The 12,443-nt window shown below is 43.5% G+C and carries 11 protein-coding genes; 4 read left to right on the forward strand and 7 right to left on the reverse strand.

Annotation, left to right across the window (positions count from 1 at the left end; genetic code table 11):
- Positions 1–62: 62 nt before the first annotated feature.
- From ACSSS3_RS06795 to gdhA, 4 genes are all read right to left on the reverse strand, one after another.
- Positions 63–2,468, reverse strand: coding sequence for a TonB-dependent receptor (locus tag ACSSS3_RS06795; protein ID WP_442846944.1), 2,406 nt, complete (start codon positions 2,466–2,468; stop codon positions 63–65).
- A 9-nt stretch (positions 2,469–2,477) separates the two neighbouring features.
- The gene (gene recO, locus ACSSS3_RS06800; protein WP_442846945.1) at positions 2,478–3,194 is read right to left on the reverse strand and encodes a DNA repair protein RecO; all 717 of its coding nucleotides are present in this window, start codon (positions 3,192–3,194) and stop codon (positions 2,478–2,480) included.
- Entirely contained in the window at positions 3,194–5,461 is a 2,268-nt protein-coding gene (gene porZ / locus ACSSS3_RS06805) for a type IX secretion system anionic LPS delivery protein PorZ (RefSeq protein WP_442846946.1), read from the reverse strand. The genes recO and porZ overlap by 1 nt, the downstream gene beginning before the upstream one ends.
- A gap of 95 nt (positions 5,462–5,556) precedes the next feature.
- Positions 5,557–6,900 carry an NADP-specific glutamate dehydrogenase gene (gene gdhA, locus ACSSS3_RS06810; protein ID WP_442846947.1) on the reverse strand — a complete coding sequence of 448 codons (1,344 nt, stop codon included), beginning with the start codon at positions 6,898–6,900 and terminating at the stop codon, positions 5,557–5,559.
- Between the two features lie 210 nt (positions 6,901–7,110).
- Between gdhA and ACSSS3_RS06815 the strand changes: the two genes are divergently transcribed.
- Positions 7,111–7,917, forward strand: coding sequence for a THC0290_0291 family protein (locus ACSSS3_RS06815; RefSeq protein ID WP_442846948.1), 807 nt, complete (start codon positions 7,111–7,113; stop codon positions 7,915–7,917).
- A 10-nt stretch (positions 7,918–7,927) separates the two neighbouring features.
- On the opposite strand, the gene ACSSS3_RS06820 is transcribed toward ACSSS3_RS06815, so the two are convergent.
- The gene (locus ACSSS3_RS06820) at positions 7,928–9,070 is read right to left on the reverse strand and encodes a cystathionine gamma-synthase (RefSeq protein ID WP_442846949.1); all 1,143 of its coding nucleotides are present in this window, start codon (positions 9,068–9,070) and stop codon (positions 7,928–7,930) included.
- A gap of 105 nt (positions 9,071–9,175) precedes the next feature.
- On the opposite strand from ACSSS3_RS06820, the gene ACSSS3_RS06825 reads away from it, so the two are divergent.
- The gene (locus ACSSS3_RS06825) at positions 9,176–9,934 is read left to right on the forward strand and encodes a DUF3298 domain-containing protein (protein WP_442846950.1); all 759 of its coding nucleotides are present in this window, start codon (positions 9,176–9,178) and stop codon (positions 9,932–9,934) included.
- Here the strand turns inward: ACSSS3_RS06825 and ACSSS3_RS06830 are convergent.
- A complete protein-coding gene (locus ACSSS3_RS06830; protein ID WP_442846951.1) occupies positions 9,918–10,394 on the reverse strand; it encodes a DinB family protein in 477 nt (158 codons plus the stop codon). The two genes, ACSSS3_RS06825 and ACSSS3_RS06830, sit on opposite strands and share 17 nt — an antisense overlap.
- A gap of 174 nt (positions 10,395–10,568) precedes the next feature.
- Between ACSSS3_RS06830 and ACSSS3_RS06835 the strand changes: the two genes are divergently transcribed.
- Complete coding sequence (locus ACSSS3_RS06835; protein WP_442846952.1) at positions 10,569–10,922, forward strand: arsenate reductase family protein; 354 nt, start codon at positions 10,569–10,571, stop codon at positions 10,920–10,922.
- 9 nt (positions 10,923–10,931) lie between these two features.
- Positions 10,932–11,831: a DMT family transporter gene (locus ACSSS3_RS06840; RefSeq protein WP_442846953.1), complete on the forward strand. Its 900-nt coding sequence runs from the start codon at positions 10,932–10,934 to the stop codon at positions 11,829–11,831.
- Here the strand turns inward: ACSSS3_RS06840 and ACSSS3_RS06845 are convergent.
- Complete coding sequence (locus tag ACSSS3_RS06845; protein ID WP_442846954.1) at positions 11,824–12,300, reverse strand: acyl-CoA thioesterase; 477 nt, start codon at positions 12,298–12,300, stop codon at positions 11,824–11,826. The genes ACSSS3_RS06840 and ACSSS3_RS06845 overlap by 8 nt on opposite strands.
- Positions 12,301–12,443 lie beyond the last annotated feature (143 nt).

Consider the following 12,443-nt stretch of genomic DNA (forward strand, 5'->3'; position numbering starts at 1 on the left):
GGTTAGAAAACGACTGCTGAAGCGCGCTCAACTGGTTCAAATAAAATGAGGGTTACTTTTTACTAAAAACCATACTTCAGCGCCAGGATAAAATTCCTTCCGGGTGCTGAGATGCCTGAAGAATAGGGACGGTAACGCTGGTCGGTAATATTTTCTAGAGCAGCAGTGGCTTTCCAGTTTTTGGCGATCTGGTATTCGCTATACAGATTTAAGGTATACCAACGTGGCGAATAGGGGTTGCCATTGGCGTCAAGGGCATACAAATAAGCATTGCCTACCTGAGACGGGGCGAGTTCATCAAAATCAAACTGCCCGTTGTAAACGGCAGAAGCATCAAACTTCCAGCGCTTCATGCGGTAAATGAGATGGGTGTTGCCAAAAGTAGGCGCGGCGTGACGCAAAGGAGCCTCGCTGCCATCATCTTCCTCCTGACTGCCATCGGTAATATTTATTTGTGAGGTAAGCTTCAGATTTTTGGTAAACAGATATTCCAGACCGGCTTCAAGACCGTAAACTTCTGTATTTGCCGCATTTTGTATGGCTTGCACGGTGCTGGGCTCACCCTGATAATCGATGGTGGTTTCGCCATTCAGATTAAAATCACGACGTACCAGCGCATTATTCAATTTGGTGTAATAGGTTGCAAAGTCTAAACGCAATTTTTCGCCCAGACGTAAACCGGCGCCAATCTCGGCATTATAGGCATACTCCGCTTTTAAATCGGGGTTAGGCACAACGACTGAACCGGGCTCGCTGTCAAAGATTTTCCCGATATCGTCAATATTGGGTGCGCGAAAAGCGGTACCCAGATTAAGGCGTAAATTCAGGGTTTCATTAGTCTGCCAGTTTAAGCCGGCTGAGCCCGTGACATTTCCAAAATTCAAATTGGCTTCCTCAAACGGAAAATCATAAAACACATTGTCAAAAGTTGCATCTAGTAAAATCTGATTGTAGCGCAATCCGGTTTGCAGTGTAAGCGCTTCGGCTAAATCGAATTGTCCGCTTACATAAGCGGCAAGCGACTGCCAACTCGAATCATCGGGATACCTGCTGGCCGTTGACGTTTCTGCCCCGCTAATAATATCGGTCTGCTTACCGTAAGAACCGATTCTATTTAAAACATATTCCAAACCGTAAAACAAACGATGTTCCCGCAGTTTTTTGGTAAAATCGGCACTTAGCGAATAGGCATTAACTTGTTCCTGCGTGGTAAATAAATCGGTTTTTCCGAAATCGCGGTCGTTTCGGCTTTCTTCAAAATATTGGATGGCAGCATTCAATCTGGCTTCATCGTAAAAATCACCATTTCCCTTTTTGTCAATCTGAAAATTCCCCATAAACCAGGTTTGTGGTCCGTAATACCACTCGGCTGCCCGCAATTGACCATCACGCTTACGGGTAAGGCGGTCGTAACGCGCATAGTCTGAGGTCGTGCTGTAGTGCAGTCCCAGATTATAATCCCAAACCGCATTAGGCATAAAACGCACTTTTTGAGTCAGGTTCAACAGGTCAAAACCGGTGGGCACCTGCACCAGAGGATTTTCATTTTCAACGACTTCATCAACACCGTTTCGGGTAACCACATATTCCGGTCTCAGGTAATCATCAGGCCCGTGCCTACCCATCCTGAGATCATCGAAATCAGAGTAACTGATGCTGCTTAAAAAAGCCCATTTCTTTCGGCCGATATTGATCTCAGCGTGACCCGTTTTTTCGTTGTTTGCCGTGGCATAACGCGTTAATGCCTGCCCGCTGAAACTGGTTGTTTCCTCAAAAGAAAACGCAGGTCTTTTAGTGTAAAAATTCATCACCCCGCCTACCGCATCACTCCCGTAAATTACTGAGCCCGGACCCAGAATAACTTCGGTTTGATCTACGGTAAACGGATCTATATTAATAACATTCTGAAGGTTTCCGCTGCGAAAAATCGCTGTATTCATTCGCACACCGTCTACGGTAATCAGCAGGCGATTGGTTGAAAACCCCCGAATCATCGGGCTGCCGCCACCCAACTGACTTTTTTGAACAAACACCTGCCCGCTTTGGTCTAACAAATCGGCTGCAGTCTGCGGATTTTTGAGCTCTACGTCTTCGGCATCAAGTGAAATGATCTTCTGAGCGACTTCGCGTTCTTTTTGCTCAAACTTTGATACCGAAAGCACCACCTCGTTCAGCAGGTTTTCGTCATCTGCAAGATAAACCACGTTTCCGGCTGCAATAAGGGCGGCTTTAGTCGTTTTTTTCGTAAGGTGCGAAACGTGCGAAATAAAAATGGTTTCCCCATTTGTAAATGCCGAAACATCTACAAGGCCCGCTGCGTCTGAAACTGCAGAATGGCTTTTTTCGGTATTGTAAAGGCTGGCATTTTCAATAGGTTCGCCGGTTTGAAGATCAAAAATGCGTATTTGCTGGGCAAAAATGCCGGAGCTGAAATTGATAAAAAAAAGGAGAATAAAAAGAATCCGCATACTGGATTTTTAGTTGAACAAGCTGCTTAAAACCGCCAAAGACTTTGGTTTTCTAAAGCCGTGCAAATGTAATTCATAATACGCCAGCAGCATATTTACAAAGCTCGTTCTTCGTTTTTGGTTAAGTTTAATCTCAGATAGTTCATCAAAATTTGTACCCAATAAGACTTTGAGGGTGTCTAAATTTTCTTCGGAAATGCTGTACCGGCTTTCTGTAGTTTCAAAAATTCCGGTCTCGAGATTGAAGTATTCGTATTCAGTGGTAGAAGTGTCGGGGTAAAAACCGAGGTACCTGGTCAATTCCAGCAAAAACAGCAAATGAAAATTAGCCGAATGCCCGTGCAGATCGAGCCATAAGAAGGCGTGCTCTAAAAATGCGTACAGCGGACGGTTTGTTTCTTCTTCCTGAATGGAGTTACGCAGCATTTCGGAGAGAAACAACACAATGCTCGATTTAAAAATATCGGTATGCAAACTGATATAGGCGTGAGTCACTTTTGCATCGCGGATGCTTTCTAAAGTCCCTTTGTCTTTATGCATCGCCACCAGTTCCAGTTGCATGCCGGGTTGAAACATCGCAGTACGCAGTTTTCCTTTTTTCGATTTTAGAATACGTCTTAAAAGGTAGCTTTTAAGACCGGCCTCTTCGGTAAAACAGCGTACGATGAGATCTGCCTCGCCGTATTTTAAAGCCGAAATTACCAATGCCTTTGTCGTTACCAGCATCAGCGTATAATCATAAGTTTAACCACTTTCGTCTCCATCGCATCTTCCGCGGTTATCAAAATAAAGTACACTCCTGAAGCTACTCTGTTGCCTCCAAAAACCGTCGTATCCCACTGAATGCTTCCACCCTCAGAAACGGCTTCGTGCACCAGATTGCCGTTGAGATCGGTAATCTTTACATTGGCGCGTTCGGTTAAACCGTCTACAGTTACCTGCCCGGTAAATTGCGGCCTTACGGGATTAGGAAAAACCCGGGCTTCCTCAAGGGTTTCATTAGGCGCCACTGCAAAACCGGAATAGGAAACCAGTCCCAGCGGAGTTGCAAAATAGACTTCGCCACTTTCGTCATCTATCGTGATGTCCTGAATATTATCAGAAGGAAGCGGAGAATTTGAAGTATTAAACTGTAGTAAGGTTTCCTGACCGTTGGCACTGAAGTAAAACACACCGCTGGAAATGGTGCCCACCCACTTGTTGTTATTGCCATCAACCGCAATAGAACGAATAACCTGATCGTTGAGCAGCTCGACCGCCACACCGTTTTCTTCTATGATTATAGGTCGTGCCTGCAAATCGGGATTTTCAAAGATTTGTGCCGGTGAAAACAGCACCCGTAAGCCCTGAGCGGTACCTATCCAAAGACTTCCGTTAGCATCAACCGCAAGCGCCTGCACCGCATTTGAGGGTAAATTAGAACGCTCGGCATCCAAATGCGCAAACCGGTTGGCATCAGGATCATAAGCAATGAGACCGCTGTTTGAAGATCCGAAATACACATTTTGCTGCCTGCCTATTACGAGTTCGGTGTAGCCTTCAACCATTGGGAAATCGGGGATCAGCTCTGCAATAGAGAAACCCTGAATCTGGTCTCCGGTTTTTCGTGCCAGGGCATTTTCAACCTGACTGTTGGTCATCCACAGCGTTCCTTCCCGGTCAAAAGCCGCGCCGTTGATACGCACATCGGTTGGGTTTACCGGAATATCACTCAGGCCGGTATTGGTTTCATCATAGATTTTTACCGCTACTTCTTCGACCACTTCAAGCAAACCCTGATTGTACGAACTTAAAAATACCTGCGAAAAGTCTTCCGGATTGTAGGTGATGTTAGTCAAATTATTAGCGCCCAAAAGTTCGCCATACGGGATATTTTGCCAGCCATCTTCTAAAGTTAAATGCGATGCGCCGCGCTGTTTTAAGGGAAAGGGATTATAATTTGCCGAATAATCCCCATAAACCACCCAAAGCTGACCCGGTGCTGCTTCAATACTGAAGGGATCGTTGCGCAGAGGACCGTCCGGCAAAACTTTTAAAGGAGCGGAAGCACTTGATGGAACAAGCAACATTCCGCTTTGCGAAGTTCCGGCATAAACCTGTCCGTCGCTAAAAAGCCCCGAAGTATAAAGCCCCGGAAATTCAGAAAATAGCGGAATGGTCGCACTTCGCACTCCATTTTGATCGTAAACCAAAATACCATCAGGAAGGCTAATACTTAGATGAGTGCCGTTACTTTGAAAATCAACCGGAAGTGCCGGAAGCGTTTCAAGGGTTGTAAAACCGGTGTCGTCAAATTCCTGAAGGCTTCGGTCTGTTTTTACCCCCACCAGCTTTTCGCCCAGCACCTGTATACCCAGCCAACCCCCGGCATCGAGACGCTCCCAATTGCGAAAATCAATCAGGTTTGCATTTGTCGCATTTGCGCGTTGCAAACCGGCGGTAGGCGAGGCGGCATATATAAATCCATCAAAAATGGAGGTTTGTGCAATGGGAATACGAGACCCGTTAGGACCTATAAAATAGGAGTCGTCAAATTCCAGACGCTGCAAATCAAATAAGGAAATACCAAAACCGCTTGCTATGTAGAGTGTGTTTTCAAATTCCTGAAAGCCATTGATGATTTTCTCCTGAGGAAGGATTACCGGTTTATCGCGTATGGCGACCAGCGTTTTGACGTTTCCATCAGGGAGAACCAGATCCAGAAGTCCCGAAGCATAACCCACAAAGAGAATATCCTGAGCATCCGAATAATGCAAAGCGCTTATCTGCTCGCCCGTAAGCCCCTGAATGGTGGAATAGGTTGTGATTTCATCGGCATTAAGGTCGTAGCTGAAAACCGAGTTTTGAGCAGCGGCAAAAACCCGGTTACCACCCTGAGTTACTGCCGTGATCGAACTATAGGAAAAGTAGCCGGTCCAGGAATCTGAATAATCCTGAGCTCTGGTCATAGTAACCAGCACCAAACAAAGAAATGTGAGCAATTTAGGTTTCATAACCGGTTTTGAAGCAGGCTAAAAGTACAATTTCTGACATAAAAAAACCCCGGGAGACTTTCCCGGGGCTATTTGATTTATTATCAAGAGTTCGCTTAAACGATTCCCTGTGCCAGCATAGCATCTGCTACTTTAACGAAACCGGCAATATTTGCTCCTTTTACGTAGTCAACAAAGCCGTCTTCCTGCTTGCCATACTCCACACAAGATTTGTGGATATCGTACATAATCTCGTGAAGTTTTTTATCAACTTCCTCAGCAGACCAGTTGTAACGAATGCTGTTTTGAGACATCTCAAGACCTGAAGTTGCCACTCCACCTGCATTAGAAGCTTTACCGGGAGAAAACAAAATCTTAGCTTTAAGAAAGACCTCAATAGCTTCGGGAGTACAAGGCATATTTGCCCCTTCTCCAACGCTCATCACTCCGTTTTTAACCAGAAGTTCTGCATCTTCCTTATCCAACTCATTTTGAGTGGCACAAGGTAGTGCGATGTCGCATTTAATACCCCAGGGTGCTTTGCCCTCGTGATATTCTGCATCCGGATATTTATCTAAATATTCTTTGATACGACCGCGGCGCTCGTTTTTGATTTCCATGATGAAAGCCAGTTTTTCTTTATCAATTCCGGCTTCGTCATAGATAAATCCATCTGAATCAGAAAGGGTCACTACTTTAGCATCAAGCTGGGTTGCTTTTTCGGCAGCATATTGCGCCACATTACCCGATCCTGAAATCACGATGGTTTTTCCGGAAATCTTTTCACCGATGTTATTCAACATATACTTGGTGAAATATACGTTACCGTAACCGGTTGCTTCCGGACGAATTTTAGAACCGCCATACGACAATCCCTTCCCGGTTAAAACGCCGGTAAATTCATTGCGAATGCGCTTGTACTGACCAAACATATAGCCAATCTCACGACCACCAACACCTATATCACCCGCAGGTACATCGGTATTAGGGCCAATGTGACGATACAATTCCGTCATAAAGCTTTGGCAAAAGCGCATTACTTCTGCATCGCTCTTTCCTCTGGGATTGAAGTCTGAACCTCCTTTACCTCCGCCCATAGGCAACGAAGTAAGGCTGTTTTTAAAAACCTGTTCAAAACCTAAAAACTTTAAAATACTCAGGTTTACCGAAGGGTGAAAACGCAAACCACCTTTGTAGGGACCTATAGCCGAGTTGAACTCTATACGATATCCTTTATTAACCTGTGTTTCGCCATTATCATCTACCCAGGGAACCCTAAACAGAATAGCACGCTCTGGCTCAACCATGCGTTCTAAAAGTTTTTTGCCCTGATATTTAGGATTTTTTTCTATAAATGGAATAACCGTCTCTGCGACCTCCTGAACCGCCTGAATGAATTCGGGTTCATTAGGATTTGCCTTTTCAACAGAGTCGACAAACTTTTTTATGCTATCTGTCATTTTTAAGTTTTTTTAGAAATTATAATTTTTAAGGCTCTAATTCTGCACAAATATATGATATCATCAAAAATGACCTTCATATTTTTAGATATTCTTAATATTGAAAATTAGTTTTTATTAAATTTCAAATAAAATCCTAGACAAGCAGCACAATTTTAGGTTAAATTGCCAGTTTTACTATATTTGTGCACGAATATTTCCCTAAACTCAATGAATACCAAAATTATAGCTGCGCTATTGACTCTCTGGCTTTTACTGCCATTCTCCAGCAAAGCGCAGCTTGGCTTTTCGAATGAGGTGGGAATCATCGCAGGCCCTCTACTTTTTCAGTCTGATTTTGGATTGCGTAATAATTACGACACCAACATTAATAATCAGGGTATAGGTGTGGGCATTGTACATTATATGAACTTCGCCTACCGAGCCGATTGTAATTGCTATTCCAGAGACTTATATTTTAACGATCACTTTAAGCTGCGTTCTGAAGCCGATTTGCATTATACTAAATTCACCCACGAGGGTTATGAATCTGAAAAGCAAACTCTTGGCGGCTTACAATTACGCTCCCACACCGGAAGCTCCTTGGTATTTGAATTGGGGATGCAGCTCGAATATTTCCCTTTAAGTATACGGGATTTTCAGGCCGGGGCTTTTAAAATAGCACCGTATATCTCTTTAGGAGCACATTATGTGGGCTACCAGCCTAAATATGAATCGAGCCTTGATACTCCCGGCGCACTACCCGAGGATATTTATTTTAATCCATTCCTGGTGGGAGATGGAGAGTTAGGCGGTTTAGATGACAGCCCTGGCAATACCTGGGCGATAACCAGCAGCTTAGGTATACGTTATAAATTGAATGTTTTAAGCGACATCAACCTGGAGTTGCGCTATCACCGGTATTTTTCAAACTGGGTAGATGGTCTCAATCCAGACCCCCAATTTTACCCTCCGAATAAATACGACGACTCTATCGTATGGCTCAATGTAGGCTATATCTACTACCTCAACTTCTGATAAACTGCTCTTAACCTAAAGCCTGCTTTAAATCTTCTAAAAGGTCTTCTTCGTCCTCAATACCTACGCTCAAGCGTATCAGTGAATCTTTAATTCCGGTCTTTTGACGTTCTTCTTTAGGAATACTGGCGTGTGTCATACTTGCCGGATGCCCTGCAAGACTTTCAACCCCACCTAAGCTTTCAGCAAGGGTAAATACTTTTAATTTTTCAACAACCTCAACCGCTCCCTGAAGCGAATCATTTTTAGTTGTAAAAGAAACCATTCCACCAAAATCTTTCATTTGCTTTTTAGCCACATCGTGATTGGGATGATCTTCAAAACCGGGCCAGTAGACCTTATCAACTTTAGGATGATCTTTTAAGAAATGTGCAACGGCTTTACCATTCTCACAATGTCTTTGCAAGCGCACGTGTAAGGTTTTAATTCCGCGAAGCGCAAGAAAACTATCCTGTGGGCCACAAACGGCACCGCTTGCATTTTGAATAAAGTACAATTTATCTGCCAGCCCCTTATCCCGAACAACCAGACCTCCCATCACCAGGTCGCTATGACCGCCCAAGTATTTAGTCACACTGTGCATCACGATATCTGCACCTAAATCTAAAGGCTGCTGCAAATAGGGTGTTGCAAAGGTATTGTCAACGGCAAGCAACAGCTTGTGTGCTTTAGCCACTTTAGAGACGGCTTCAATATCTATAATATTCATCATCGGGTTGGTAGGAGTCTCTACCCAAATGAGTTTGGTTTTATCGGTAATTGCAGCTTCAATTTTTGAAGTATCCTGCATAGCTACAAAATGGAATTTCAGACCAAAATCTTCAAATATTTTGGTAAACAACCGATACGAACCTCCGTATAAGTCGTTAGTTGAAATGATTTCGTCTCCCGGCTTAAACAGCTTCAACACCGCATCAATCGCCGCAAGACCCGAACCGAAAGCAAGACCAAACGCTCCATTTTCAATACTGGCAAGCGCATCTTCAAGAGCTTTACGGGTAGGGTTTCCGCTACGCGAATACTCAAAACCCTTATGCCCGCCCGGAGTCGTCTGGCTGTAGGTTGACGTTTGATATATGGGAGGCATCACACTTCCGTAAGCCGGATCTGTATGGTGTTGTCCTCCGTGAATGGTCTTGGTATTGAATTTCATATCTTCAAAAATTTCAGTGTCTGAAACGTAAATGTAGGAAGCCCGAGCTCCATTCCCAAAATTGGATGTACCTTTATTTTATGTTTAACACGAAATAAATTTGGTTTGAAAAAAGTAAGTCTGATTCTGAGTTTGTTTATAATTTTGGTTGCCTGTAAGAAAGAAGATCCCAGGCTAACCTATGATATTGAGGTTATCAAAACCGAAAGTCTGGCCCTTTGTGATGAAGGTTTATGTCCTGAAATCGCTATAGATAAAGTAACTATGGGAGGAGGGGCTTTTGCAGATACCATCAACACAGCTGTTGAAAAGCACCTCATTGATTTGCTTATCATGGATCCCGATGAGGCTAAAAACGTTAATTCCCTGGATGAGGCGCTTCAAAATTTTGTTCAAAATTACCGGGTGTACCGAAGCGATTTTCCCGATGCAATCCCTGAATATGAGGTTAGCAGCACATCTTCTATAAGTTTTGACAACGGCAAACTCCTGTGCATTGCTTTTGATGATTATACCTATTATGGTGGTGCGCACGGTTACGGCAGCACCTTTTACCTCAACTTCGACAAAGATTTACAGCAGGTTCTTACGCCTGAAATGCTTTTTAAGGATCTGGAAGGTTTTAAGCGCTTAGCCGAAAAACGTTTCAGAAGTCAATACCAAATACAACCCGAGGAAGACTTAAGCGAAACAGGCTATTTCTTTACCGAAGATACGTTTACATTGCCTCAAAACATTGGTTTTAGAAATGACCAACTCATTTTGCTCTATAACCCTTATGAAATTGCCTCTTACGCAGACGGGCAGCTCATTTTAAACTTTGATCTTGCCGAGGTTAAAGACTATCTTAAGTCAAACCCATAGCACGGCGTAAAGCCAGTACCGATCCCAGGTGGATACCTTCGTGGAAGTTGTTGTAGGCGATAGCTTCTTCAACATTGGTCAGCGTGCTGTCCATAGACGTGGTGATGCTGTTGTAGGTTTTAAACATGCCTGATTCGTAATCTTTTTTGGTTTGATCTAGCGTGCTAAAAAGTAATTCCCTGATTTCATCAACTTCGGCCTGAGTGACGTCGCCTTCGGGCTTTGTGCCTTTTCTGTAGGCGTTGATGATTTCATCTGAAACCAAAGCAGGAACATCTGAAAATTTATACACCAAAATCTGCTGCGTAGCCACAAGATGCGCGATATTCCAAAAGATATTGTTGTTATAACCTTCGGGTATTTTATTGAGATCTTCTAGAGAAATGCTATCCAGGTAATTTTTAAGAATCGTTCGGGTTTTATAGGTGTTTGTAAGCGTAAATTCGAGAATTGGAGTCATAAGTTTAATTTGGATTAACTCACCTCGGGGCAAGCCCGGGAGGTCTTTGTTGGGAACCATTTTTTAATTTTAAGACAAGCCTCAGACATTATACCTTTGGCTGTGCCAATAAAAGTACCGTTTTAACCCAAAATGCGATTACTTTGCAGGGCAGAAATTCTAAAAACTTGAGTTTTGAAAAAAATATATTACCTCTCAACCTGTGATACCTGTACCCGTATTATGAAGGAAATCGAATTGCCTTCGGCCTTTATACAGCAGGACATTAAAACAGACCCGCTTACCGAAGAACAACTTGACGAGCTCTACAACCTTAGCGGAAGCTACGAGGCGCTTTTTAACAAACGCGCCCGTCTCTACCGCGAGCGCGGCCTCAACAATGAGCCGCTTGATGAAGAAAAATATGCCGAATTGATTCTGGAGCATTATACCTTTCTCAAAAGACCGGTAATTGTAAACAACGATCAGATTTTTATAGGTAACAGTAAAAAAACGGTTGAAGCGGCCAAAGAATCCATCCACAATTAAGCCCCGGCTATGAGCAAACGCACGCTGGCGCTCGTTGCAGCAACCCTGGCTGGAACGATCTACGGTATCAACCACACGCTGGCCAAAGGCGTTATGCCTCAGTTTATAAGTCCGTTTGGGTTTATTTTACTTCGGGTTTTGGGAGCTTCAGTCCTGTTCTGGATTGTAAGCCTGTTTACCAAATCTGAAAAGATTGACCGCAGCGATTACTGGCGTCTGCTGGGCTGTGCCTTTTTTGGCATGTTTATCAATATGCTAGCCTTTTTTACCGGTTTACAGCTTTCGACACCGGTAAACAGTTCGGTGATTATCACGCTCAGCCCCGTAATTTTACTGGTGCTTTCGGCCCTGTTTCTTAAAGAAAAAATTTCCGCCTTAAAGATTCTGGGTATCGCGATTGGTATGCTTGGGGCATTGGTTTTGGTACTTTTTGGCGCTTCAACCCAGCAAAACGCACCAAATATTCCGCTGGGGAATATTATGTTTTTGATAAACGGTACGGCCTATGCCGTGTATCTGGTTTTGATCAAACCCCTAACCAAAAAGTACAACACGGTAACTATGATGAAATGGCTGTTTATTACCGGCGTCTTCTTAAACCTTCCTTTTACCTATGGCGATTTTGCCGCGGTAGACTGGTTAAATCTACCGGCCTGGGCAATCTGGGTTATGGTGTTTGTGGTGGTAGGAACTACGTTTTCAACCTATTTTCTCAATCTGTATGCATTGCGAACGCTTAAAGCTTCTACAGTAGGCGCTTTTATTTACCTGCAACCGCTTATTGCCGTACTCTTTGCCGTTCTTACAGGCGCAGACCGAATCACTCCGGTACGTTTAATCGCCGGCCTGATGATTTTTACAGGCGTTTACCTTTCAACACGCACAAAAAAGACAGCCAAAACTAGCTAAGATCCTGTGGCTTTTTGCCGTATTTGCGGGTGTCTTCTTTAGTAAGGATTCTAAAATCTTCGGTATGCTCTAAGGAAGATAGGTTTTTGAACAGCTCTTCCGGAAGTGCGGTAAGCTTACGTTCTTTTAGATCAATCCAGGCGCCCATCATTTCGCAGCTTGCAAAATTTCGACCTTTTTGATCGTAAAAATTATGTACAAATTCAAAATACATGCCGTCTTCAGCGAGGCCTTTTAATTGCAAAGACACCTTTACAGGCTTACCTGCAAACACTTCTTTGAAATAATACATATGCTCGTAAAACACAACGGGCCCTATGTTGTGTTTGGCCATTTCCTCCTGTCCAAAACCGTTTTCCATCAAAAAAGCCATACGGGTATGACTCATAAAATTAATGTAAGCGCTATTTGCCAGGTGGCGGTTGGCATCTATATCACTCCAGCGTATTTCAAATTCTTTGGTGTACATAAGCTCAATTTAGATTGCAAAATTACGTAATATCTTGTGCGTGCATAAGACTTTACAAAAACCTTAATAATCGCTTTAAGCCAGCAGACCGAACTATGTCCCAGATTTAAGGTATCTTCGGCATTAAGTCAAAGCCTCTATCT

The sequence above is a fragment of the Leeuwenhoekiella sp. H156 genome (assembly GCF_052218455.1).
Lineage (GTDB): Bacteria > Bacteroidota > Bacteroidia > Flavobacteriales > Flavobacteriaceae > Leeuwenhoekiella > Leeuwenhoekiella parthenopeia.